General features: G+C 71.2%; 23 protein-coding genes. 7 read left to right on the forward strand and 16 right to left on the reverse strand.

Features of this window, described 5'->3' with window-relative positions; genetic code table 11:
- Positions 1–69: 69 nt before the first annotated feature.
- The 4 genes from ligA to ACZ7L0_RS38545 all read right to left on the reverse strand — a co-directional run bounded on the left by ligA (position 70) and on the right by ACZ7L0_RS38545 (position 5,208).
- The gene (gene ligA, locus ACZ7L0_RS38530) at positions 70–2,265 is read right to left on the reverse strand and encodes an NAD-dependent DNA ligase LigA (protein WP_471247237.1); all 2,196 of its coding nucleotides are present in this window, start codon (positions 2,263–2,265) and stop codon (positions 70–72) included.
- 15 nt (positions 2,266–2,280) lie between these two features.
- A complete protein-coding gene (locus ACZ7L0_RS38535; RefSeq protein ID WP_471247238.1) occupies positions 2,281–3,282 on the reverse strand; it encodes a methionine synthase in 1,002 nt (333 codons plus the stop codon).
- A 681-nt stretch (positions 3,283–3,963) separates the two neighbouring features.
- Positions 3,964–4,653, reverse strand: coding sequence for an SDR family oxidoreductase (locus tag ACZ7L0_RS38540; RefSeq protein ID WP_471247239.1), 690 nt, complete (start codon positions 4,651–4,653; stop codon positions 3,964–3,966).
- Positions 4,654–4,668: 15 nt separating this feature from the next.
- Positions 4,669–5,208, reverse strand: coding sequence for an LOG family protein (locus ACZ7L0_RS38545; RefSeq protein ID WP_471247240.1), 540 nt, complete (start codon positions 5,206–5,208; stop codon positions 4,669–4,671).
- A gap of 50 nt (positions 5,209–5,258) precedes the next feature.
- On the opposite strand from ACZ7L0_RS38545, the gene ACZ7L0_RS38550 reads away from it, so the two are divergent.
- Positions 5,259–5,594 (forward strand): DUF427 domain-containing protein, encoded by a 336-nt coding sequence (locus ACZ7L0_RS38550; protein ID WP_471247241.1) that lies wholly within the window; start codon positions 5,259–5,261, stop codon positions 5,592–5,594.
- A 37-nt stretch (positions 5,595–5,631) separates the two neighbouring features.
- Positions 5,632–6,420: an alpha/beta fold hydrolase gene (locus tag ACZ7L0_RS38555; protein WP_471247242.1), complete on the forward strand. Its 789-nt coding sequence runs from the start codon at positions 5,632–5,634 to the stop codon at positions 6,418–6,420.
- 3 nt (positions 6,421–6,423) lie between these two features.
- Here the strand turns inward: ACZ7L0_RS38555 and mnmA are convergent, their stop codons facing one another.
- Entirely contained in the window at positions 6,424–7,554 is a 1,131-nt protein-coding gene (mnmA, locus tag ACZ7L0_RS38560; protein ID WP_471247243.1) for a tRNA 2-thiouridine(34) synthase MnmA, read from the reverse strand.
- A 60-nt stretch (positions 7,555–7,614) separates the two neighbouring features.
- Between mnmA and ACZ7L0_RS38565 the strand changes: the two genes are divergently transcribed.
- On the forward strand, positions 7,615–8,289 hold the full coding sequence (locus ACZ7L0_RS38565; protein ID WP_471247244.1) for an N-acetylmuramoyl-L-alanine amidase: 675 nt from the start codon (positions 7,615–7,617) through the stop codon (positions 8,287–8,289).
- Between the two features lie 213 nt (positions 8,290–8,502).
- Positions 8,503–9,999 (forward strand): multicopper oxidase family protein, encoded by a 1,497-nt coding sequence (locus ACZ7L0_RS38570; RefSeq protein ID WP_471247245.1) that lies wholly within the window; start codon positions 8,503–8,505, stop codon positions 9,997–9,999.
- A 7-nt stretch (positions 10,000–10,006) separates the two neighbouring features.
- Here ACZ7L0_RS38570 and ACZ7L0_RS38575 read toward each other — a convergent pair whose 3' ends face one another.
- The 3 genes from ACZ7L0_RS38575 to ACZ7L0_RS38585 all read right to left on the reverse strand — a co-directional run bounded on the left by ACZ7L0_RS38575 (position 10,007) and on the right by ACZ7L0_RS38585 (position 11,744).
- Complete coding sequence (locus ACZ7L0_RS38575) at positions 10,007–11,170, reverse strand: cysteine desulfurase family protein (RefSeq protein ID WP_471247246.1); 1,164 nt, start codon at positions 11,168–11,170, stop codon at positions 10,007–10,009.
- 88 nt (positions 11,171–11,258) lie between these two features.
- Entirely contained in the window at positions 11,259–11,525 is a 267-nt protein-coding gene (locus tag ACZ7L0_RS38580) for a DUF4190 domain-containing protein (RefSeq protein WP_471247247.1), read from the reverse strand.
- Positions 11,526–11,576: 51 nt separating this feature from the next.
- Positions 11,577–11,744, reverse strand: coding sequence for a hypothetical protein (locus ACZ7L0_RS38585; RefSeq protein ID WP_471247248.1), 168 nt, complete (start codon positions 11,742–11,744; stop codon positions 11,577–11,579).
- Between the two features lie 130 nt (positions 11,745–11,874).
- Here ACZ7L0_RS38585 and ACZ7L0_RS38590 point away from each other — a divergent pair, with 130 nt between their 5' ends.
- Entirely contained in the window at positions 11,875–12,510 is a 636-nt protein-coding gene (locus ACZ7L0_RS38590; protein ID WP_471247249.1) for a TetR family transcriptional regulator, read from the forward strand.
- A gap of 82 nt (positions 12,511–12,592) precedes the next feature.
- Here ACZ7L0_RS38590 and ACZ7L0_RS38595 read toward each other — a convergent pair whose 3' ends face one another.
- Together ACZ7L0_RS38595 and ACZ7L0_RS38600 are read right to left on the reverse strand one after the other, a co-directional pair.
- Positions 12,593–12,964 carry a hypothetical protein gene (locus tag ACZ7L0_RS38595; RefSeq protein WP_471247250.1) on the reverse strand — a complete coding sequence of 124 codons (372 nt, stop codon included), beginning with the start codon at positions 12,962–12,964 and terminating at the stop codon, positions 12,593–12,595.
- Between the two features lie 160 nt (positions 12,965–13,124).
- Entirely contained in the window at positions 13,125–14,081 is a 957-nt protein-coding gene (locus tag ACZ7L0_RS38600; RefSeq protein ID WP_471247251.1) for a helix-turn-helix transcriptional regulator, read from the reverse strand.
- Between the two features lie 100 nt (positions 14,082–14,181).
- Here ACZ7L0_RS38600 and ACZ7L0_RS38605 point away from each other — a divergent pair, with 100 nt between their 5' ends.
- Positions 14,182–14,769 (forward strand): TIGR03086 family metal-binding protein, encoded by a 588-nt coding sequence (locus ACZ7L0_RS38605; protein ID WP_471247252.1) that lies wholly within the window; start codon positions 14,182–14,184, stop codon positions 14,767–14,769.
- Here the strand turns inward: ACZ7L0_RS38605 and ACZ7L0_RS38610 are convergent.
- Complete coding sequence (locus tag ACZ7L0_RS38610) at positions 14,756–15,616, reverse strand: thioesterase family protein (protein ID WP_471247253.1); 861 nt, start codon at positions 15,614–15,616, stop codon at positions 14,756–14,758. The genes ACZ7L0_RS38605 and ACZ7L0_RS38610 overlap by 14 nt on opposite strands.
- Before the next feature lie 156 nt (positions 15,617–15,772).
- Between ACZ7L0_RS38610 and ACZ7L0_RS38615 the strand changes: the two genes are divergently transcribed.
- Positions 15,773–17,014, forward strand: a complete 1,242-nt coding sequence (locus tag ACZ7L0_RS38615; RefSeq protein ID WP_471247254.1) for an alpha/beta hydrolase — start codon at positions 15,773–15,775, stop codon at positions 17,012–17,014.
- Here ACZ7L0_RS38615 and ACZ7L0_RS38620 read toward each other — a convergent pair.
- From ACZ7L0_RS38620 to ACZ7L0_RS38640, 5 genes are all read right to left on the reverse strand, one after another.
- A complete protein-coding gene (locus ACZ7L0_RS38620) occupies positions 16,923–17,579 on the reverse strand; it encodes a trimeric intracellular cation channel family protein (RefSeq protein ID WP_471247255.1) in 657 nt (218 codons plus the stop codon). The genes ACZ7L0_RS38615 and ACZ7L0_RS38620 overlap by 92 nt on opposite strands.
- A gap of 47 nt (positions 17,580–17,626) precedes the next feature.
- Positions 17,627–19,018 (reverse strand): M1 family metallopeptidase, encoded by a 1,392-nt coding sequence (locus ACZ7L0_RS38625; RefSeq protein ID WP_471247256.1) that lies wholly within the window; start codon positions 19,016–19,018, stop codon positions 17,627–17,629.
- Between the two features lie 98 nt (positions 19,019–19,116).
- Positions 19,117–20,397: an ABC transporter ATP-binding protein gene (locus tag ACZ7L0_RS38630; protein WP_471247257.1), complete on the reverse strand. Its 1,281-nt coding sequence runs from the start codon at positions 20,395–20,397 to the stop codon at positions 19,117–19,119.
- Positions 20,394–21,488, reverse strand: coding sequence for an ABC transporter ATP-binding protein (locus ACZ7L0_RS38635; RefSeq protein ID WP_471247258.1), 1,095 nt, complete (start codon positions 21,486–21,488; stop codon positions 20,394–20,396). The genes ACZ7L0_RS38630 and ACZ7L0_RS38635 overlap by 4 nt, the downstream gene beginning before the upstream one ends.
- Positions 21,485–22,492: an ABC transporter permease gene (locus ACZ7L0_RS38640; RefSeq protein WP_471247259.1), complete on the reverse strand. Its 1,008-nt coding sequence runs from the start codon at positions 22,490–22,492 to the stop codon at positions 21,485–21,487. Before ACZ7L0_RS38640 ends, ACZ7L0_RS38635 begins: the two co-directional genes overlap by 4 nt.
- Between the last annotated feature and the right edge of the window lie 61 nt (positions 22,493–22,553).

A 22,553-nucleotide genomic window follows, 5' to 3' on the forward strand; every position in this document is an offset into this window, starting at 1 on the left:
ACGGTTGCCCGAATGCGCCCTGGCCACCCTTATGCTTCTGATATGCGCCGTTCGGGTGGCCTTCAACCGCTACTCTCCGGTCGGAAGCGCGACTTCGGCCGCCGCGTCGGGTCCCTGTTCCAGTAGGACGCCGAAACCGTCCTCGTTCAGAACCGGCACCTTCAGCTGCATCGCCTTGTCGTACTTCGATCCAGGGTTGTCACCCACAACGACGAAGGATGTCTTCTTCGAGACCGAACCGGTCACCTTCGCACCCCGGCTCTGCAGGGCCTCCTTGGCGCCGTCGCGGGTGAAGCGCTCAAGGGTGCCGGTCACGACGACGGTGAGCCCTTCCAGCGGACGCGGTCCCTCGTCCTCGCCGGAGCTCGCGTCCTCCAGCGGGACTCCGGCCGCCTTCCACTTGCGCACGATCTCGCGGTGCCAGTCCTCGGCGAACCACTCCTGCAACGCCGCGGCGATGATGGGGCCGACGCCGTCGGTGGCCGCCAGCTCCGCCTCCGTCGCCTGTTCGATGCGGTCGAGGGACCGGAACTCCCGCGCGAGGGCCTGCGCCGCCACCGGCCCGACATGCCGGATGGAAAGCCCGTTCAGGAAGCGGGCCAGCGGACGGGTCTTGGCCGCCTCGATGTTCCGCAGCAGCGCGAGGGTGTTCTTCTTCGGCTCGCCCTCCTTGTTGGCGAACACCGTGACGACCTTGTCCTCGCCCGTCTTCGGGTCCCGCTTGGGCAGACCGCTGTCCGGGTCGAGCACGTACGCCTTGATGGGCAGCAGCTTCTCCACCGTCAGGTCGAACAGGTCGCCCTCGTCGACCAGCGGCGGGTCGGCCGGCTCCAGCGGGCGGGTCAGCGCCGCCGCCGCCACCTGGCCGAAGTGCTCGATGTCCAGGCACTCACGGCCCGCGAGATAGGAGACCCGCTCCCTCAACTGCGCGGGGCAGGTGCGCGCGTTGGGGCAGCGGAGGTCGATGTCGCCCTCCTTCATGGCCCGCAGCGGTGTACCGCACTCGGGGCACTCGGCCGGCATCACGAACTCGCGCTCGCCGCCGTCGCGCAGGTCGACCACGGGTCCGAGGATCTCCGGGATGACGTCACCGGCCTTGCGGATCACCACCGTGTCACCGATGAGGACACCCTTGGCCTTCACGACCTCCTGGTTGTGCAGGGTCGCGAACTCGACCTCGCTGCCCGCGACCGTGACCGGCTCGACCTGGGCGTACGGCGTGACGCGGCCGGTGCGGCCGACGCCCACCTTGATGTCGATCAGCTTGGTGTTGACCTCCTCCGGCGCGTACTTGTACGCGATCGCCCAGCGCGGGGCGCGGGCCGTGGAGCCGAGGCGGCCCTGGAGGCGGATCTGGTCGAGCTTGACCACCACGCCGTCGATCTCGTGCTCCACGGAGTGGCGGTTCTCGCCGTAGTACGCGATGAACTCCCGGACGCCGTCGAGGCCGTCGACCACCCTGTTGTGCCGGGAGGTGGGCAGGCCCCAGGTCTTCAGCAGGTCGTAGGCCTGGGAGAGGCGGGTGAGGCCCTCGTAGCCCTCCAGGGCTCCGATGCCGTGGACGACCATGTGCAGGGGGCGGGTGGCGGTGACGCGCGGGTCCTTCTGGCGCAGCGAACCGGCCGCCGCGTTGCGGGGGTTGGCGAAGGGCTTGTCGCCGGCCGCGACCAGGCGGCGGTTGAGCTCCTCGAACCGCTCCATCGGGAAGTAGACCTCGCCGCGGATCTCCACCAGGTCGGGGACGCGGTCGCCGTCGAGGCGGTCCGGGATCTCCGCGATCGTACGGACGTTGGGCGTGATGTCCTCGCCGGTGCGGCCGTCTCCACGGGTGGCGGCGCGGGTGAGCCTGCCGTTCTCGTAGGTGAGGTTCACGGCGAGGCCGTCGACCTTCAGCTCGCACAGGAAGTGGTACTCCTGCTCGCCCAGTTCCCGGGCGATGCGGTCGGCCCAGGCGGCGAGATCGTCGTCGTTGAAGGTGTTGTCCAGGGAGAGCATCCGCTGCCGGTGCTCGACCGAGGTGAACTCCGTCGCGTACGACCCGGCCACCTTCTGGGTCGGCGAGTCCGGCGTGCGCAGCTCCGGATACCGGTCCTCCAGCCCCTCCAGGGTCTTCAGCAGACTGTCGAACTCCGCGTCGCTGATGACGGGAGCGTCCTTCACGTAGTACCGGAAGCGGTGCTCCTCGATCTGCTCAGCGAGCTGCGCGTGCTGCTCCCGTGCCTCGGCGGGCACTGCCGTCTCCGCCTGCTGCTTGTCGCCGGCCACCGTGTTGTCCTCCCGTTACTCTGGGTTGTCCGCGAGAGACCTCGCCGCCCGGGCGCAGTGGGCGAGCGCCCGGCGCGCGTACTCCGGGGAAGCGCCCGCGAGACCGCACGCCGGAGTGAGGGTCACCGCCTCCGCGAGCAGTCCCGGATGCAGCCCCAGCCTGCGCCACAGCGTCCTGACACCCATGACGCTACCGGCAGGGTCTGACAGCGGGCCGTCCGCGCTCGGCACGACACCGGCGAAGAGGCGGGTGCCGCCCTCCACCGCCTCGCCGATCACGTCGTCGTCACGCTCGGTGAGGAGGGAGAAGTCGAAGGAGACCGCGGCCGCGCCCGCGCGGCGCAGCAGGGCGAAGGGCACGTCCGGGGCGCAGGAGTGCACCACCACGGGTCCCGGCGCGTGCACGCCGACGATGTCCCGGATCGTGGCTTCGACGATCTGCCGGTCCACGGCGCGGTGGGTGCGGTAGCCACTGGCGGACTTCACCTGGCCGCGCAGGACGGCGGTGAGGGAGGGCTCGTCGAGCTGGAGGACCAGGTGTGCGCCGGGGATGCGGCGGTGGACCTCTTCGAGGTGCAGCCGCAGGCCCTCGGCGAGGGAGGCGGCGAGGTCGCGGCAGGCGCCGGGGTCGGAGAGGGCGGCCTCCCCGTTCCTCAGCTCCAGGTTCGCGGCCAGTGTCCACGGTCCGACGGCCTGTACCTTCAGCGGGCCCTCGTAGCCCTGTGTGAACTCCTCCAGGGCGTCGAGGTCCTCGCCGAGCCAGGACCGGGCCCGCCTGGTGTCCCGCCCCGGCCGGTCGCCGATCCGCCAGCCGCTGGGCTCCACGCGTGCGTACAGCTCGACGAGCATCCCTGTGGTGCGGCCGATCATGTCCGCGCCGGGGCCGCGCGCGGGGAGCTCGGGCAGGAAGGGGAAGTCCTCGATGCTTCCGGTGGCCGTCTTGGCGGCTTCCCGGGCGTCGCCGCCGGGGAGGGAGCCGACGCCGGTGGCGGGGCCGAAGCGAAAGTTGTCGTTCACGGGTGAAGCCTACGTAGGTGTTGGGGGGTGGGGTGCCGGTGCGGGGTGCCGGTGCGGGGCTCGGTTGTCTCGCCCCCGCCGCCCCTACCCGTCCCATCCCAGGGGCTCCGCCCCTTCGACCCCGCCAGGGACCGCGCCCCCAGCACCCCCGCAGGACTCCGCCCAGCACCCCGCTTGAGGGCTCCGCCCCCTGACCCCCGCAGGGCTCCGCCCCACCACCTCCCGGGGGCCGCGCCCCCTGCACCCCGCCAGGGGCCGCGCCCCCGCAACCCGCTTGGGGGATCTGCCCTAGCACCCCGCCTGAGGACGAGCCCCTGCACCCCACTTGAGGGCTCCGCCCGTTCGACCCCGCAGGCTCGCCGGGGGCCACGCCCCCCACCCCGCCGGGGCTCCGCCCCCAGTACCCCCGCAGGGCTCCGCCCCAGCGCCCCCCAGGGGGCCGCGCCCCCTGCACCCCGCTAGGGGCCGCGTCCCTGCACCCCGCTTGGGGGCTCTGCCCCTTCGACCCCGCAGGGCTCCGCCCCTGCACCCCGCCATGGGCCACGCCCCCCCACCCACCCGCACCCGGAGGCCCCGCCCCAGCACCCCACCACAGGGCTCCGCCCCCAGCCCCCGTTCAGCCTGGACGCCCCCGTCCTCAAGCCCTGAACGTGCTGAGAGGTGGGCGTGCGAGGAGGAGGGCTATCGGCCCGGGCGTACCGTCACGTCGTTGATCTCCGCGTCTTTTGGGAGGTCGATCGCTGTGAGGATTGTCGTGGCTACGGATTCGGGGGCGATCCACTTGGTGGGGTCGTAGTCCTTGCCCTCCTGTTGGTGGACCTTGGCCTGCATGGGGCTGGCGGTGCGGCCGGGGTAGACGGAGGTGACGCGGACGCCGTTGGGGTGTTCCTCTTGGCGCAGGGAGTCGGCGAGGGCTTTGAGGCCGTGCTTGGAGGCGGCGTAGGCGGACCAGCCGGCGTGGGCGTTGAGGCCGGCGCCGGAGTTGACGAAGACGACGTGGCCTCGGGCGGCGCGGAGCTGCGGGAGGAAGTGCCGGGTCAGCTCGGCGGGGGCGATCAGGTTGACGTTGAGCTGGTGGCGCCAGGACTTGGGGGTCAGGTCGCCCACCTCGCCGAGGTCGACGACTCCGGCGATGTGCAGGAGCGAGTCGACCCGGTCGGGGAGCGCCTGGTGGGAGAAGGCCCAGGACAGCCGGTCCGGGTCGGCGAGGTCGCCGACGAGCGTCTGCGCGCCGGGGAACTCCGCCGCCAGTTCCTTCGCGCGGGCCGCGTCGCGCGCGTGCAGGACGAGTTCGTCCCCGCGCGCGTGCAGGCGGCGGGCCACGGCCGCGCCGATGCCGGAACCCGCTCCGGTGATCACATGAGTAGCCATGGCGTCATCGTCGCATCAGGCGTTGTCCTGGCCCTGCTCCAGGTACGCCAGCGCCCCCACCGGCTCCTCGGCGAAGAACACGAGGTCGCTGAGCGGGCGGGGCAGGAAGCCCTCGTCCTCCATGCGGCGGAACTGCTCCTTGAGGCCGTCGTAGAAGCCCGCCGTGTTCAGCAGCACCACCGGCTTGTCGGTGCGGCCGTGCTTCTTCAGTTCGAGGATCTCGGTGGCCTCGTCGAGCGTCCCGGTGCCGCCCACCATGATCACCACCGCGTCGGCCTTCTCCAGCAGCAGCTTCTTCCGTTCGGCGAGGTCCGCGGCTATCACCATCTCGTCGGCGCCGGGCCGCGCCCGGTTCGCCAGGAAGCCGACGGAGACGCCGACGAGCCGGCCGCCCGCCTCCTGCACCCCGTCCGCGACCACCTTCATCAGGCCGACGTTCGACCCGCCCCAGACCAGGGTGTGGCCGGCCTTGCCGATCAGCTCGGCGAACTCGCGCGCGGGGCGCGTGTAGCGGTCGTCGAGGTCGGCGGCGGAGAGGAAGACGCAGATTCGCATGGGGTCAGCCTAGGGGGAAGAAAAGCGGGGCCCGCGAGTGCTGTTCCGGTATGGCCGAAGGACATGCGACAGGGCACACCATCACGATCGAGCAGGGTGAGCGGCGCGTGCGCGTGCTGCACGGGGAGCAGGTGCTGGCCGAGACCGACCGGCCCCTGGTACTGCGGGAGACCGGCTGTCCGGTGCGGTACTACATCCCCGCCGAGGACGTACGGCTGGATCTCCTCACCCCCTCCGACACCCACACGTACTGCCCCTTCAAGGGCACGGCGTCCTACTGGTCGCTGCCGGACGCGCCCGACCTCGTGTGGGCGTACCTCGACCCGAAACCGGACGTGGCGCCGATCAAGGACCACCTCTGCTTCTACGAAGTCGACGTGTCCTGACCGATGAGTCCATACCCGTGCGGCAGTCTGCTGAGGTATGGACAAGGAGACGCTTTCCCGCGACGGCACCCGAATCGCCTACGAAACCACCGGCCGGGGTCCCGCGGTGATCCTGGTGAGCGGAGCGATGTCCACGGGCCACACCGTGGCGCCCTTGGCACAGCGGCTCGCAGACCGTTACCAGGCCGTCGGGTACGACCGCCGGGGCCGCGGCGCGAGCGGTGACACGGAGCCGTACGCGGTGGAGCGGGAGGTGGAGGACCTCGCGGCGCTGATCGACGCGGTGGGCGGAGAGGCGGCGCTCTACGGCATCTCCTCGGGCGGCGCGCTGGCGCTCCGGGCGGCGGCGAGCGGGCTGCCGGTGCGTCAGGTGGCCGTGTACGAGACGCCGTTCGCGGACTACGGGGGCGGGGGCGCGAAGGAGCGCGCCGCGTACACGAAGAACCTCACCGAGGCGCTCGCGCGGGGCAGCCGCGGTGACGCGGTGGAGCTGTTCCTGCGGCTCACCGGGCTGGCCGAGGGGATGATCGAGCGGGCCCGCCAGTCCCCCATGTGGGCCGACATGGAGGCCATCGCGCCGAGCCTGGCCTACGACGACGCCGTGATGGGCGACGGCCTGCTGCCCCGGGACCGGCTGGCCGCGATCACCGTCCCCGTCCTGGCGGTCGCGGGCGGCGAGAGCCCCGAGTGGCTCCGCGAGGCGACCCGGGCGGTCGCGGAGGCGGCCCCCCGGGGCACGTACCGCGTCCTGGAGGGTCAGACCCACATGGTGGACCCGGACGTCCTGGCGCCGGTGCTCGCGGAGTTCCTCACCGCGCGGGGCTGACGCTCACGCCACCCCGGCCGTGGCCCGCACCGTGGTCGCGATCGTCGCCGAGCCCACCACGCGCGTGCCGTCGTACAGGACGATCGCCTGGCCGGGGGCGACACCGCGGACGGGCTCGGTGAACGACACCTCCAGGGAGCCGTCGACCAGCTCGGCGGTGACCTCGGTCTCGCCGCCGTGGGCGCGGAGCTGGGCGGTGTAGGTGCCGGGGCCGGTGGGGGCGGCGCCGCACCAGCGGGGCTTGACGGCGGTCAGCGCGGTGACGTCCAGGGCGGCGGCCGGGCCGACCGTCACCGTGTTGTCCACCGGCGAGATGTCGAGCACGTAGCGCGGCTTGCCGTCCGGCGCCGGGGTGCCGATCCTGAGCCCCTTGCGCTGGCCGATGGTGAAGCCGTACGCGCCCTCGTGCGTGCCGAGCCTGGCTCCGGACTCGTCGACGATGTCGCCCTCGGCCTTGCCCAGGCGCTGGGCCAGGAAGCCCTGGGTGTCGCCGTCGGCGATGAAGCAGATGTCGTGCGAGTCGGGCTTCTTGGCCACGGCCAGGCCCCGGCGCTCGGCCTCCGCGCGGATCTCGTCCTTGGTGGTGACCGTGTCGCCGAGCGGGAACATCGCGTGGGCCAGCTGCCGGTCGTCCAGGACACCGAGGACGTACGACTGGTCCTTGGCCATGTCGGAGGCGCGGTGCAGCTCGCGCGTGCCGTCCTCGGTCACGATCACCTGGGCGTAGTGGCCGGTGCAGACCGCGTCGAAGCCGAGGGCCAGCGCCTTGTCCAGCAGCGCGGCGAACTTGATCTTCTCGTTGCAGCGCAGGCACGGGTTCGGGGTGCGGCCGGCCTCGTACTCGGCGATGAAGTCCTCGACCACGTCCTCGCGGAAGCGGTCGGCGAGGTCCCAGACGTAGAACGGGATGCCGATGACGTCGGCGGCCCGGCGGGCGTCGCGCGAGTCCTCGATGGTGCAGCAGCCCCGCGCGCCGGTGCGGAACGACTGCGGGTTCGCGGAGAGCGCCAGGTGGACGCCGGTCACGTCGTGGCCCGCCTCGGCCGCGCGGGCGGCGGCGACGGCGGAGTCCACGCCGCCCGACATGGCGGCGAGGACGCGGAGGGGGCGGGTGGGCTGCGAGGTGTCAGTCATAACCCTTCCAGGGTAAGGGGGCGCGGGAACCGGAGGCCGCGCACATCCGTTGACGATCACATGGGGGCGACACAGGCGGGCGCGGCGAAGGGCGACTCCGATCGGCGGCTGGGGCGACGGGCCCTGCTGGTCGGCGGCGCCGCTGCCGCCGTGGGCACGGCCGCGCTGGCCCGGGAGGAGCTGTCGCACCTGTGGTGGCGGCTGCCGGGAGTGGACAAGCCCCGGGTGGCGGGCGCGGTGGATTTCCGGGGTGCGCGCTGGGTGGCGGCGTCCGCGGCGAACTACCGGCGGGCGGACCGGCCGGCCGACTACGCGATCGACCGGGTGGTCATCCATGTCACCCAGGGCGACTACGCGAGCGCGGTGCAGGCCTTCAAGGACCCGGCGCACGAGGCGGCGGCGCACTACATCGTGCGCGAGGACGGGCGCGTGACGCAGCTGATCCGCGAGCTGGACGTGGCCTTCCACGCGGGCAACCGGGGGTACAACGAGCGGAGCGTCGGCATCGAGCACGAGGGGTTCGTGGAGCGCGCGTCCTCCTTCACGGACGCCATGTACGCGGCCTCGGCGCGGCTGACCGCCGCGATCTGCGGGCGGTACGGCATCCCTGTCGACCGGGAGCACATCATCGGGCACGTGGAGGTGCCGGGTACGGATCACACGGATCCGGGGCGGTACTGGGACTGGGACCGGTACATCGGGCTCGTACGGCAGCAAGCGCGGCATAAGAAGTGACGCACATCACACACCGGTCCCGCTGTGAGCGGGCTCCGGGGTTCATGTGTCCGATGCGTCCCGCGCGATGGATGTGACCTGCCGCACTTCAAGTTGGCTTTTCTTCAAGGCAGTTGAGCAAGGATGCCGCTCACGGCGGTCTCACAGCGCGCGTGGCTCATCCCTAACTTCGGCCCACTCTTTACACAGCCCTTAGGTCAAACATCCGGGGCCATGACTCACAGCACACAGCCCGTCGGCCGCGCGGGCGGACGAGGTAAGGGCCTGCACCGACGGAAGTTCCTGGGCGGCATGACGGGGCTCGGCCTGGCGGCGGTCGGGGCGGCGGGCACGACCTTCGCCCTGCTGAGCAACGGCAGCGACAAGGCGTCCGCGGCGTCCGGCACGCTCACCGTCCCAGACCTCCTGGAGGGCGCCACCTCGGACGGCACCACCACCTTCACCCTGGAGGCGAAGACCGGCATCAGCGAGGTGGTCGCCGGCGTCACCAGCTCCACCATGGGCTACAACCAGGCGTACCTCGGCCCGACCATGAAGTGGACCAGCGGCGATACGGTGCTGCTGAACATCACCAACAGCCTGGGCGCGGACACCACGGTCCACTTCCATGGCGCCCACGTCCCGCCCAAGATGGACGGCGGCCCCCAGGTGGCCTTCGCCGACGGGGAGACCTGGGCCCCCACCTTCGAGGTGAAGGACGAGGCCAAGACCCTCTGGTACCACCCGCACGCACTCGGCACGACGGCCGAGCAGGTGGTGGCCGGACTGGCCGGGATGATCATCGTCGAGGACGACTCGGACGCCTCCGCCGCGCTGCCCAGCGAGTACGGGGTCGACGACATCCCGCTCATCCTGCAGTGCCTGGCCGCCGACAGTTCCGGCGACGTCAAGTACAACCTGACCGGCTACCTCTCCAGCGGACTGACCTACCCCGTGCTGTGCAACGGCACCAACGTCGACGACACCACCCTCACCTTCGAGGCGACCAAGACCCGCACCCGCTTCCGGATCCTCAACGCCTCGCCGTCCGACATCATCACCGTCCAGCGCAGCGACGGCGGCACGATGACCCAGATCGCCACGGACCAGGGCTATCTGGCCGAGCCGGCCGACGTGACGTCCGTCCGGCTGGTGGCCGGCGCCCGCGCCGAGGTCGTCATGGACCTCACCGCCGACGTGACGCTGCAGGCGGTCATCACCACCGGCTGGGTGCGCGGCGGCAGCGGCACCTACGACTTCCTCACCGTCACCGCGAGCGGCAGCGACACCCCGGACGACCTGCCCAGCACGCTGAACACCATCGACCGGTACGACACGAGCGACTTCACCGCGCGGACGATCACACTGGGCCAGAGCGGCGCGACCATGCTGATCAACGGCTCGGCCGGGACCACCATGTCCGCCATGGCCATGATCAGCACGACGCTGGGATCCAAGGAGATATGGACCGTCAAGAACAACACGCAGCTGGAGCACTCCTTCCACCTGCATGACGTGCCGTTCCAGCTGGTCTCCGTCAACGGCGAGGATCCCAGCGGGGTCGAGCTCGGCTGGTACGACACCTACGAGGTGGTGGGCGGCGGAACCATCGAGATCGCCATGGAGTTCACGGACTTCGCCGACGACACATACATGTACATGCTCCACTGCCACCTCCTCCAGCACGAGGACGAGGGCATGATGGCGTCCCTCATGGTGACGGAGAGCTAGCCACCCGTCAGGTCAGTCCCGCGGCGCGCGCACGCTCCACCGCGGGGCCGATCGCCTTCGCGACCGCCTCGACGTCCGCCTCGGTGGAGGTGTGGCCCAGGGAGAAGCGGAGGGTGCCGCGGGCCAGGTCGGGATCGGTGCCGGTGGCGAGGAGGACATGGCTGGGCTGGGCGACGCCGGCGGTGCAGGCGGAGCCGGTGGAGCACTCGATGCCCTGGGCGTCCAGCAGGAGCAGCAAGGAGTCGCCCTCGCAACCGGGGAAGGTGAAGTGGGCGTTGGCCGGGAGCCGGTCCACCGGGTCGCCGCCCAGGATCGCGTCCGGGACCGCGGAGCGCACCGCCGTGATCAGCAAGTCGCGCAGGGCGCCGATCTCGCGGGCGAACCACTCCCGCTGCTCGGCGGCGAGGCGGCCGGCCACCGCGAAGGAGGCGACGGCCGGGACGTCGAGGGTGCCGGAGCGGACGTGGCGCTCCTGGCCGCCGCCGTGCAGGACGGGTACGGGGGTGTACTCGCGGCCGAGGATGAGGGCGCCGATGCCGTACGGGCCGCCGATCTTGTGGCCGGAGACGGTCATCGCGGCGAGGCCGGAGGCGGCGAAGTCGACCGGGACCTGACCGAAGGCCTGGACCGCGTCGGCGTGCAGGGGGATACCGAACTCCCCCGCGACGTCGGCGAGTTCACGGACCGGCAGGACCGTGCCGATCTCGTTGTTCGCCCACATGACGGTGGCCAGGGCCACATCTCCGGGGTCGCGGGCGATGGCCTCGCGCAGGGCCTCGGGGCGGACCCGTCCGTAGGAGTCGACCGGGAGGTACTCGACGGTGGCGCCCTCGTGTTCGCCGAGCCAGTGGACGGCGTCCAGGACGGCGTGGTGTTCCACGGGGCTGGCCAGGACGCGGGTGCGGGCCGGGTCGGCGTCGCGGCGGGCCCAGTACAGGCCCTTGACGGCGAGGTTGTCGGCCTCGGTGCCGCCGGAGGTGAAGACCACCTCACTGGGGCGGGCGCCCAGCGCGTCCGCCAGGGTCTCGCGGGATTCCTCGACCGTACGACGGGCCTTGCGGCCGGAGGCGTGCAGGGAGGACGCGTTGCCGATGATGCTCAGCTGGGCGGTCAGGGCCTCTGCCGCCTCCGGGAGCATCGGGGTCGTGGCGGCGTGGTCGAGGTAAGCCATGGTGAGCCCGATTCTACGGGGCCCCCTGGCAGTGGTCGCGGCTCGTCCCCGGCCGCTCCCCACGCGTGCGCACGGCTCGTCCGGTTGCCTAGAAGCTCCAGGACACGGTGTTGTCCGCCTGCATGAACGCCACCAGGACCAACAGGTCGGCGACGCCCAGGGTCATGCCGAGCAGGGCCCGGCCGCGGCGGGCGGTGCCCCGCCACAGGGCCACGCCGGCCAGGGCGATGGCGATGGGGCCGAGGAACAGGTTCAGGACCAGGAGGCCGAGGAGGCCCAGGATGAAGGAGGCGACGGCCATACCGTCGGCATCGCGGGTAGCGGTACGGCGGGTCGCCGGTGCGGTGAGTTGCATGGTGGTCAGCTTCCGACGGAACGGATGAATGGCTGGCTGGACGGGTGCGGGTCAGTTGGCCGACGTACCGCGCCGGCGGCCGTGGCGCTCGCGGAGCGCGAAGACGCCGAGCCAGGTGGCGATGACGGCGGCGGCGACGGCGGTGAAGGTCAGCGGCGCGTGGGCCACGGTGCCCAGGACGACGCCGAGCAGCAGGAGAGCGGCGACGATGAACAGCATGAGTGGATCCCCCTCCGAGGTGCTGGCGTGAAGTTTCGGTGAACGGTTGTGGTTACACTTGTTCACTGACTTCGAGTCTAGCGCCCCGGGCGGCTTTTCAATTCCGGAGAACAGTTGTTAACTGGATGACATGAGTCACACCCTCGGGATCCGGCAGGCCCAGAAACAGAAGACCCGGCAGGCACTCCTGGACGCGGCGCTGGGGCTGCTGGAGGAACAGAGTCTGAGCAGCCTGGGCCTGCGTGAGGTCACCCGTGCCGTCGGCGTCGCCCCGACCGCGTTCTACCGGCACTTCCGCTCCACCGCGGACCTCGGCGTGGCCCTGGTCGACGAGGCGCTGGGCAGTCTGCACCCGATGGTGCGGACGACCGTGTCCTCGGCCGGTGACAGCGACGAACGCGTCGCGCGCGCCATCGCGTTGATCGCCGGCCATGTGGCCGCCTACCCCGCCCATGTCCGCTTCATCGCCCGGGAGCGGCACGGCGGAGTGCAGCCGGTGCGGGAGGCCATCCGGGCCCAGCTGTCCCGGTTCGCCGAGGAGGTGAAGGCCGAGCTGGCCAAGGATCCGGAGTCCTCGGGGTGGAACGACGACGACCTGCTGATGCTCGCCCACCTCTACGTCGACCAGATGCTCATCACGGCCTCCCTCTTCCTGGAGGCCATGGAGGCGCCGGACGCCTCCGAGGAGGCGCGGGAGCGCGTCACCCAGCTCGCGATCCGGCAGCTGCGGCTGATCAGCGTCGGCCGCCACCACTGGCTGGACTGAGCCCGGACGCGCGAGGGCGGCGCGCCCGTCTGCCCGGCGCGCCGCCCCGCCGTACGGATCCCGTGCCGTACGGACCCTTCCGTCAGCCCTGCTGAGCCTGCTGCCCCTGCCCCGGCTGTCCGCCGCCCGGGCCGCCGCAGCCGCCGCCCTGACCACCGCCGGGGCCGCCCTGGCCGCCGCCGGGGGCGCCGCTCGGCGCGCCGGAGGGGACGCCCGAGGGGGTTCCGGTCGGCTTGCCGGACGCCGCCCCCGAGGGTGCGCCGGACGGGGCGCCGCTCGGCGCGCCGCTCGGGCGCCCGGAGGCGCCGCCGGTCGGCATGCCGGACGGCGGCCGGCAGCTCTGCTGACCGGAGCTGCCGCTGGAGGACGACGAGTCGCCCGAGCCGCACGCGGTCAGCAGCAGCGGGGACAGCGCGAGCAGGGCGACGGCGGGGACGAGACGGGCACGCTTCATGAGAGCCAACTCCACGGAAGATGAGGAAGTCCTGAGGCGGCACTCAATCAACGGCGCTTAGGGCGTTCTTGAGTCCCTCCTGTGGCCTCCCTGTCCATCGGGTAAAGCACGCGCCAAGTACCCGTCCCGGCCTGGGCTTTCGCTGTCCCGCCGCGCCCGCTCACTGGTACAGGTCCGTGACGGAACGGGCCGCGGCCAGCAGTTCGGCGCGCACCTCGGGGGGCGAGAGCACCTCCACCCCGTCGGAGAAGGCGAGCAGTTGGCGGGTCGCGCGGACGGACGGGTACGACAGCCGGGCCGTCACCCACTCGCCCTCGCCGTCGTCGTCGGGGAGTTCGGCCAGCGCCGAGGCCGTTATGCGCTGGAACATGTCCAGGCGCTCCCGGTGGACCCGCACGGTGACCTCCAGGCCGCCCGGCGACTCCTCGACCTGGCGGCGCAACAGCTCCCAGACGTCGGCGAGTTCGACACCGGGACGGCGGCGCACGGGGTCGTCGAGCAGCCGGGCGGAGTGCACCCGGTCGGCGCGGAACAGCCGCGGCCGGCCCCGGCGGTCGGCGACCAGGTACCAGACGCCGGCCTTGGCGACCAGGCCGTAGGGGTCGACGGTGTACGTGTTCGGCTGCCGCTCACCGCTGTGCCGGTAGCGCAGCCTAAGGCGCCGGTCCGCGAAGACCGCGTCCTGCAGCGTCTCCAGGTCGACGGCCGGCTGCGGACCGCCCTTCCAGCGGGTGGCGTCGACCAGGATGCGGCGGCTGGTGACCTCGGCGGCGGGCCGGTGCGGCGCCGGCAGGGCGGCCATCACCTTGCGCAGCGCCGAGCCGAGGGCCGCGTCCAGGCCCAGCGCGGCGTGCGCGCCCTGGGCGGCCAGGATGAACAGGGCGCGGGACTCGTCGGCGGTCAGTCCCGTGACGTCCGTACGGAACCCGGCGAGGAGCTCGATGCCGCCGTGCCGGCCGCGCTCGGCGTAGACCGGGACGCCGGAGGCGGACAGGGCCTCGATGTCGCGGTAGATGGTGCGTACCGACACCTCCAGCCGCTCGGCGAGTTCGTGCGCGGGGACCCGGCCCCGGGTCTGCAGGAGCAGCAGGATCGACAGCAGGCGGTCGGACTTCACCCGGCCAGGATCCCGCCCCGGGCGCCTCGCGGCAAATGTTGACGGAAGATGTCAGGTTATCCGGGGATGCTCGGCCCGACGACTCAACGAGAGGCACGCCATGAACGCCATCGATCCCCGCCCCCTCTACACCCGCGCCACCGAGCAGGCCGCCGCGCTCATCAAGACCGTCCGGCCCGAGCAGCTGGCCGGTCCCACGCCCTGTACCGAGTTCGACGTACGCACCCTGCTCAGCCACATCGTCGGCGGCACCCGGCGGATCGCGGTCGTCGGCGAGGGCGGCGACGGCCTCGCGGTCCACCCCTTCGCCGACGGCGTCGGGGACGACGAATGGACGGCGGCGTACGACGAGGCGCGCACCCGCGTCCTCAAGGCCTGGCAGAGCGACGCCCGGATGACGGCTCCGGTCCGCGTCCCGTGGGGCGAGGTCCCCGGGCGAGCCGCGCTCTCCGGCTACCTGATGGAACTGGTCACCCACACCTGGGACCTGTCCGAGGCCCTCGGCCACCCCCACGAACTCGACCCCGAGCTCGCCGACTTCGCCCTCGCCACCGCCCACCGCGTCCTCCCGGACCCGGCCCGCGACCAGGACACCCCCTTCGCCGACGCGACCAAGACCCCCGAAGGAGCCGACCCTTACAGCGAGTTGGCCGCCTGGCTGGGCCGCATGCCGGTCAGGCGAGTCTGACGCGGGCCAGTTGGCGGGACTGGGCGACCAGGCGGTCGGTGCTGTCCCAGACCTCGGCGTCCTCCTCCAGGAAGCCGCCGGCCAGGTTGCGGGTGGTGATCGCCACGCGCAGGGGGCCCGGGGCGGGGCGGTGGCGTACGTGGACAGTCAGTTCGACCGTCGGGACCCAGCCGGAGATGCCGATCTCGAAGGCGGTCGGCGGCAGGGCGTCGACCGCGAGCAGCAGCGCGAAGGGGTCGGCGTCCCGGCCGTCGGCGAGGCCGAACCAGGCGCGCATCTCGCCCTTGCCGGAGGGGGCGCCGAGGGCCCAGCCGAGGGTGGCCGGGTCCAGCTTGAGCATCAGGCGGTCGGCGATGGCGGAGCTGCCCTCGACCGGGGCGGGTCCGTCCTCGGGGCCGAAGCACTGGTCCATCGGCGGGAGGGCGGGCGGCCGCGCGGTCGTACGGACGTCGTCGGGCAGGGAGTCGAGGTCGCCGTAGGAGGCGAGGACACGGATCCGCTCGACCTCGTTGCCCTGCTCGTCGTACTGGAGGAGCGAGGCCTGGCCGGTGGAGAGGGTGCGGCCGGTGCGGACGGTCTCGGTGCGGACGACCGCCGGGCCCGGCTGGGAGGCGGTCAGATAGTGCGCCGAGATCGTGAACGGGTCGGGGTGCGGGAGGGTGTCCGCGAGGGCCCGGCCCAGGACGGCCAGCAGATAGCCGCCGTTGACGGCGCTGATGATGGTCCAGCCGGCCGAGAGGTCGATGTCGTAGACGCCGGGCTCGCGCCGGGTGACCGCGGTGTCGCGGTCGAACTCGCTGTCGCCGATCACGGCCCGCGTGACGGGGGCGGAAGCTGCTTCTGGCATGGGTGAACCGTACAACAGGAAATTACTAAGCGGTAGCTTTGGTTGTTGCGGGCGGATGACAAGAGATCCGGCCTGCCGGGTGAGGTTCCGGCAATTTCTCGGTAAGTGTCCGGACACGTCCGTAACCCGGAGCCCGTTGTTCCCCTCTATGAGGGCATGAGCCTCACCGGGACCGCGTTTCTCTCCACGACCGCCGTGCTGTCCGTCGTCGCCCTCGTGCTGCCGCTCGTCCTGTGGTCCAGGATGCGGGGGCCCAGGGCACTGCGCGTCGCGGCCCGGGTGCTGATGCTGCTGTTCGCCCAGGGCACGGCCGTCACCCTGGTGTTCGTCCTCGTCAACAACTCCAACAACCTCTACGACAACTGGGCCGACCTGCTCGGCACCGGCGACCACGTCCAGCAGGCCGCCGACCTCGGCCGGGACGGCACCGGCGGCATAGCGCTGAAGCGGCTGCCCAGGGTCGAGCAGACCTTCGAGGCCGCCGACGGCCCCGGCATGCACGCCGCCGGCGGAGTCCGCGTCACCCAGCTCAAGGGCCGGGTGTCGGGCGTGAACGCCGAGGTCTACGTCTGGCTGCCGCCGCAGTACGGCCAACCCGCCTACCGGCACCGCAGGTTCCCGGTCGTGGAACTGCTGCCGGGCTACCCCGGTTCGGCGAAGGCCTGGTTCGGGTCCCTGAAGGCCCACGAGCAGCTGCTGCCGCTGATGCGCAGCGGCCGGGTGGCGCCGTTCATCCTGGTGGCGCCGCGCACCAACCTGCTGGCCGGCGTGGACACCGGCTGCGCCAACATCACGGGCACGGTGAACGCCGACAGCTGGCTGAGCATAGACGTACCGAAGATGGTGACGGACAACTTCCGCGCCGAGCCCGCGCCCTCCGGCTGGGCGGTCGCCGGGTACTCGGCGGGCGCCCACTGCGCGGTCAAGCTGGCCGTCGCCCACCCCGACCGCTACCGGGCGGCGGTGAGCCTGTCCGGCTACAACGACCCGATCGGCGAGCGCAACTCCCTCGCCGCGCAGAGCCCCGCCCTGCGCGCCCGGAACAACCCCTACCTGCTGCTCCAGAAGGCTCCCGTGCCGCCCCGGATCGCGCTGTACGTCTCCGGGGAGTCCGGGGACGGCTACCAGGCGGGCATGGCCCTGGAATCGATCGCCAAGGCGCCGACGACCGTGCACGTGGTGTTCCTGCCGCGCAGCGCGGGCGGCCACACCATGGCGCTGTGGCGGCCACAGGTGGTGCCGGTCTTCCGCTGGCTGACCCTGCAGATGGGCGAGAACCGGCCGCGGACGGCGGACACGGCCGGCACTACTCCTCGGACACCGTCGACCGGCGGTTCCACGCACGCGGCGCTCGCCAGTGGTACCGCATCGCGAGCAGCCGCAGCACGAAGGCGGTGACGACGGCGAGGGCGCTGGTGAACGGGGTCAGCGCGGCGTAGCGGATGCAGAGCACCACCATGGTGGCGCCGACGATCGCCGGAACCGCGTACAGGTCGCGGTCCCAGCGCAGCAGCGACGGCACCTCGTTGGCGAGCACGTCCCTGAGCACACCGCCGCCGACGGCGGTGGCCAGCCCCAGACAGGCCGAGGCGGTCAGGCCCAGCCCGAAGGCGTACGCCTTGGTCGTGCCGGCGACGCAGAACAGGCCGAGGCCCGCCGCGTCGAAGACATTGACCGCGACCTGGATGCGCTCCACCTGCGGGTGCAGGAAGAACACCAGGAGGGCCGCGAGCAGCGGGGTGATGAAGTACCCCAGGTCCGTGAACGCGGCCGGGGGTACGGCCCCGATCACCAGGTCCCGGAACAGCCCTCCGCCCAGCGCGGTGACCTCGGCCAGCACGGCGATGCCGAAGACGTCGAAGTTCTTGCGGACGGCCAGCAGCGCGCCGGAGATCGCGAAGACGAAGATGCCGACGAGGTCGATGGTGTGCTGGACGGAGGGACTGAAGAGTTGCTGGAACACCCTGACATTCTCACCTGCCGGCGAGCGTGAACCTTACAAAGCGAGGCTCACAGTGCCGGTTTCCCTGTGGTGAACAGCCAGGTCTGGAAGAGGTCGTCGAGCTGCTGCCCGCTGGCCTTCTCCGCGAGCCGGATGAAGTCGTCCGTGTCGGCGTTGCCGTACCGGTGCAGTTTCGTCCAGGCGGGCAGCAGTTCGAAGAACGCCCGGTCGCCGATCCGCTCGCGCAGCATCTGGAGCGTCATCGCGCCGCGCTGGTAGACGGCTGAGGCGAACATCGTGTCGCGCTGCGGGTCGGCGACCTTGATCTGCCAGAAGGCGGCGTCGGCGGGGCGGGCGTTGTAGCCGGCCAGGAAGGAGTCGTGCGCCGATCGGGTGCCCTGGTGCTCCGCCCAGAGCCACTGGGCGTAGGTGGCGAAGCCCTCGTTCAGCCAGATGTCCTTCCAGTGCGCGACGGAGACCGAGTCGCCGAACCACTGGTGGGCCAGCTCGTGCACGATCGTCGTCTCGTTGCGCACGGCGGAGTAGGCGGGCTTGCTCTGCACCTCCAGTGAGAACCCGGCCTGCGGCATGTCGTCGACGATCGCGCCGGTCTCCTCGAAGGGGTACGGCCCGAAGACCTGCGACCAGTAGTCGGTGGCGGCGGCGGTGACGGCGTACACGTCGACGTTGTTGGCGTTCTTCAGCACCGGGTCGATGGCGACGTAGATCGGGGTGCCGGAGGGGGTCCTTCCCGTCCGCACGTCGAACTTCCCGATGGTGGCGGTCGCGAGGTACGTCGCCATGGGCCTGTTCTCGCGCCAGTGGGTGTACGTGGAGCCGCCGCGGTCGTGCGTCGAGACCAGCCGCCCGTTGGAGACGCCGGTCAGACCCTGGGGCGCCTTGATGCGGATGTCGTAGGTGGCCTTGTCGGAGGGGTGGTCGCTGGACGGGAACCAGGTGGAGGCGGCGTTGGGTTCGCAGGCGACGAAGACGCCGTCGGCGGTCTTCATCCAGCCGTAGTCCGAGCCGAAGACGATGGGGCCGCCGAGGGGCTCCGGTACGCCGCCGTAGGTGACGGTGGCGGTGAACGTCCGGCCCCGGTGCAGGGGGCTGCGGGGGGTGATGCGCAGTTCGTCGCCGTCCCGTGTGAACTGGGCGCGTCTGCCGTTCACTTCGACGCGGGTGACCTCCAGTTTCTGCAGGTCGAGGTCGAAGGAGGAGAGGTTGCGGGTGGCGCGGGCGGTGATCGTCGTACGGCCGTCGAGGCGGTCGGTGTCCGGGTCGTACGCCACGTTCAGGTCGTAGTGCCGGGCGTCGAAGCCGCCGTTGCCGAGCTGGGGGAAGTAGGAGTCGCCGATGCCGTCGGCGCCCGGGGTGGGGGCGGAGGCGGCGCCGATGGCGAGGAAAGAGGCCGCCGCGGTGGCGACAGCCCCTAAACGTGCCGAACGGGAGAATGCCATGGTCGTCCCTTCGAGCGTGTTCCGATCAATGGACGGACACGGACGACTCTGCACTCTCCCGCTCGGGCTTGCGTATGACTTTGCCCAGTTGTCATGCGCTACTTGTCGGTTGACTCCTGGGGCTCCGGCTCCGCGTCCGTCTTCTCGGCGTCCGTCTTCTCCGCCTTGACGGGCTCCGCCTTCGCGGACCCGACCTTCGCGGGCTCCGCCTTCGCGGATGCCGTCTTCGGGGATTCCACCGCGGCCGACGTCTGCGCCGACTCCTCCAGGACCGCGTCCGGGACCAGCTCGGAAGCCTGCTTCGCGGCGGTCAGCAGCACCGTGTCCTGGGGCGCCTGGTCGGCGAAGTTCTCCGGGTGGTGGCAGGCCACGCGCTGGCCGGGGCGCAGTTCGAGGAGCTGCGGCTCGGTCGTCTTGCAGATCTGCGTCGCCTTCCAGCAACGGGTGTGGAAGCGGCAGCCGGAGGGCGGGGCGATGGGCGACGGGACGTCACCGCGGAGCAGGATGCGCTCGCTCTTGGTGCCCCGGCGCTTGGGGTCCGGCACCGGCACGGCCGACATCAGCGCCTTGGTGTACGGGTGCATCGGCGACTCGTACAGCGAGCTGCGGTCGGCGAGCTCGACGATCTTGCCGAGGTACATCACCGCGATGCGGTCCGAGACGTGCCGGACGACGGACAGGTCGTGCGCGATGATCACGTAGGTGAGGCCGAGCTCCTGCTGGAGGTCGTCCATCAGGTTCACGACCTGCGCCTGGATCGACACGTCCAGCGCGGACACCGGCTCGTCGGCGACGACCAGCTTCGGCTTCAGGGCGAGCGCGCGGGCGATGCCGATGCGCTGGCGCTGACCGCCGGAGAACTCGTGCGGGTAGCGGTTGTAGTGCTCGGGGCTCAGACCCACCAGCTCCAGGAGCCGCTGGACCTCCTTCTTCACCCCGCCCTCGGGCTCCACGCCCTGCAGCCGGAAGGGCGCCGAGACGATCGAGCCGATGGTGTGCCGGGGGTTCAGGGAGCCGTACGGGTCCTGGAAGATCATCTGGATGTCGCGGCGCAGCGGGCGCATCTGCGCGGTCTTCAGCCGCGTGATGTCCTGCCCCTCGAAGTGGATCGAGCCGCCCGTCGGGTCCTGCAGACGGGTGATGACCCGACCCATGGTCGACTTGCCGCAGCCCGACTCGCCGACGACGCCCAGGGTCTCGCCCTTGCGCACCTCGAAGTCGATGCCGTCGACGGCCTTCACCGCGGCGACCTGCCGCTGCAGGATCCCCTTCTTGATGGGGAAGTGCTTGGTCAGGCCCTCGACCTTGAGCAGCACCTCGCCGTCGGCGGAGCCGCTCGCGGAGCCCTTGGCCGCCCCGGTCTTCTTCGTCTCACTCACAGCTTCGGCGCAATCTCTTCGGTCCAGATCCGCGTACGGTCCTCCGCCGAGAGGTGGCAGGCGGTCCAGTGCCCGCTGCTCACCAGCTCCAGCTCGGGGCGCACCGTGCGGGTGACGTTCCCCTTGGGGATGTCCGCGTACGGGCAGCGCGGGTGGAAGGCGCAGCCCGACGGGACGTTGATGAGGCTCGGCGGCTGGCCCTTGACCGGGATGAGCCGGTCGGAGGTCTCGCGGTCGATGCGGGGCATCGAGCCGAGCAGGCCCCAGGTGTAGGGGTGCTGCGGCTTCTCGAAGATCTCGTCGACCGGACCGCGCTCCACGCACCGGCCGCCGTACATGACCAGCACGTCGTCGGCGATCTCGGCGACCACGCCGAGGTCGTGGGTGATCAGGATGACCGCGGAGCCGAACTCCTTCTGCAGGTCCCGGATCAGGTCGAGGATCTGCGCCTGGACGGTCACGTCGAGTGCGGTGGTCGGCTCGTCCGCGATGAGCAGCTCGGGGTTGTTGACCAGGGCCATGGCGATCATGGCGCGCTGGCGCATACCGCCGGAGAACTCGTGCGGGTAGCCGTCGACGCGCTTGGCGGGCTCGGGGATGCCGACCCGGTCGAGCATCTCGATGGCGCGCGTGCGGGCCACCTTCTTGCTGACGTCGTGGTGGACCCGGTACGCCTCGACGATCTGGTCGCCGATCTTGTAGTACGGGTGCATCGCGGACAGCGGGTCCTGGAAGATCATCGCCATCTCGCGGCCGCGCAGCTTGCGCACCTCGTCCGGGGCGGCGGACACCAGTTCCTTGCCGTCCAGCCAGATCTCGCCGGACATCTGCACGTTCTTGCCGCGCGCGCCCAGCCGGTGCAGACCCATGATGGCCAGCGAGGTCACCGACTTGCCGGAGCCGGACTCGCCGACGATGGAGAGGGTCTTGCCCTTCTCCAGCTTGAAGTTGAGCCCGTCGACGGACTTGACCAGGCCGTCGTCGGTGGGGAAGTGCACCTTGAGGTCGCGGACCTCGAGGAAGGCGTCGGGGGCCTTGCCGGGAGAGGTGGGCTCCCCCACCGCGGCGCCGGTCTTGGAGAGTTCGGTCACGAGAGCCTCACTCGCGGGTCGGCGGCGGCATACACCAGGTCCACCAGAAGATTTGCGATCACGACGAAGAAGGCGGCGAGCAGGGTCACGCCGAGGATGGGGGGCAGGTCGTTGTCGGTGATGCCGTCCACCGCGTACTCGCCGACGCCGTGCAGCGAGAACACGGTCTCGGTGATCACGGCACCGCCGAGCAGCAGGCCGAGGTCCATGCCGAAGACCGTGATGATCGGGGTGAGTGCGGCGCGCAGTCCGTGCCGGACCACCACGTTGCGCTCACGCAGACCCTTGGCGCGGGCCGTGCGGATGAAGTCCTCGTTCATCGTCTCCAGCATGCCCGAGCGGGTGAGCCGCGCGTAGATGGCGGAGTACAGCAGCGCCAGTGAACACCAGGCGGGGAAGAGCGTGTTGGCCCACTGTGCCGGGTTCTCGGCGAGCGGGACGTAGGTGCGGCCGAAGATCGGCCACTGGTAGGTGAAGAGCAGGAGCGCCAGGTTGCCCGTGAAGAACATGGGCAGCGAGACACCGGCGAGCGCGACGCCCATGAAGGTGCGGTCGAAGACCGAGCGCGGCTTGAGCGCGGAGATGACACCGACCACCACACCCGAGACCAGCCACAGCACGGCGGCGCCCGCGGCCAGCGACAGGGTCACCGGGAGACGGGAGGTGAGCTGCGGCCAGACCGCCTGGTGGGTCTTGAAGGAGTAGCCGAAGCAGGGTGCGTCGCAGTGCACCGTGGTGGGGCCGAGGTCATAGGTGGCGCCGGCCACGATCCCCTTGATGAAGTGCCAGTACTGGACGTAGACGGGCTGGTCCAGACCGAGGTTGTGCTTGACCGCGGCGATGTCGGCCTTCGACGGGCTCTTGCCGATGTACTGCTGCGCCAACTGGTCCGCTGTCTGGCCGGCCAGCCGTGGCAGCAGGAAGAAGATGGCGAAGGTGACCGCGGAGACGACCAGCAGCAGGATCACTGCCGCGAACGTCCGACGGAGGATGTACGAGATCACGGGGATCGGCGCTGGTGCCCGCGGGCCGCGAAGCCCGCGGGCACCAATGCCTTCACCTGCC

This window comes from Streptomyces sp. NPDC039424 (assembly GCF_055639495.1).

Bases quoted from the DNA above. Each gene is read 5' to 3' on its own strand.
- ACZ7L0_RS38540 (WP_471247239.1), bottom strand. From the start codon at position 4,653: ATGGCTACTCATGTGATCACCGGAGCGGGTTCCGGCATCGGCGCGGCC.
- ACZ7L0_RS38585 (WP_471247248.1), bottom strand. From the start codon at position 11,744: ATGCTGTTCATCGTCGCCGCTCTCCTGCTGCTCGGCGTCGTCCTGGGC.
- ACZ7L0_RS38565 (WP_471247244.1), top strand. From the start codon at position 7,615: ATGGGGGCGACACAGGCGGGCGCGGCGAAGGGCGACTCCGATCGGCGG.
- ACZ7L0_RS38595 (WP_471247250.1), bottom strand. From the start codon at position 12,964: ATGAAGCGTGCCCGTCTCGTCCCCGCCGTCGCCCTGCTCGCGCTGTCC.
- ACZ7L0_RS38605 (WP_471247252.1), top strand. From the start codon at position 14,182: ATGAACGCCATCGATCCCCGCCCCCTCTACACCCGCGCCACCGAGCAG.
- ACZ7L0_RS38590 (WP_471247249.1), top strand. From the start codon at position 11,875: ATGAGTCACACCCTCGGGATCCGGCAGGCCCAGAAACAGAAGACCCGG.
- mnmA (WP_471247243.1), bottom strand. From the start codon at position 7,554: ATGACTGACACCTCGCAGCCCACCCGCCCCCTCCGCGTCCTCGCCGCC.
- ACZ7L0_RS38550 (WP_471247241.1), top strand. From the start codon at position 5,259: ATGGCCGAAGGACATGCGACAGGGCACACCATCACGATCGAGCAGGGT.
- ACZ7L0_RS38610 (WP_471247253.1), bottom strand. From the start codon at position 15,616: ATGCCAGAAGCAGCTTCCGCCCCCGTCACGCGGGCCGTGATCGGCGAC.
- ACZ7L0_RS38615 (WP_471247254.1), top strand. From the start codon at position 15,773: ATGAGCCTCACCGGGACCGCGTTTCTCTCCACGACCGCCGTGCTGTCC.
- ACZ7L0_RS38625 (WP_471247256.1), bottom strand. From the start codon at position 19,018: ATGGCATTCTCCCGTTCGGCACGTTTAGGGGCTGTCGCCACCGCGGCG.
- ACZ7L0_RS38580 (WP_471247247.1), bottom strand. From the start codon at position 11,525: ATGCAACTCACCGCACCGGCGACCCGCCGTACCGCTACCCGCGATGCC.
- ACZ7L0_RS38555 (WP_471247242.1), top strand. From the start codon at position 5,632: ATGGACAAGGAGACGCTTTCCCGCGACGGCACCCGAATCGCCTACGAA.
- ACZ7L0_RS38545 (WP_471247240.1), bottom strand. From the start codon at position 5,208: ATGCGAATCTGCGTCTTCCTCTCCGCCGCCGACCTCGACGACCGCTAC.
- ACZ7L0_RS38575 (WP_471247246.1), bottom strand. From the start codon at position 11,170: ATGGCTTACCTCGACCACGCCGCCACGACCCCGATGCTCCCGGAGGCG.
- ACZ7L0_RS38570 (WP_471247245.1), top strand. From the start codon at position 8,503: ATGACTCACAGCACACAGCCCGTCGGCCGCGCGGGCGGACGAGGTAAG.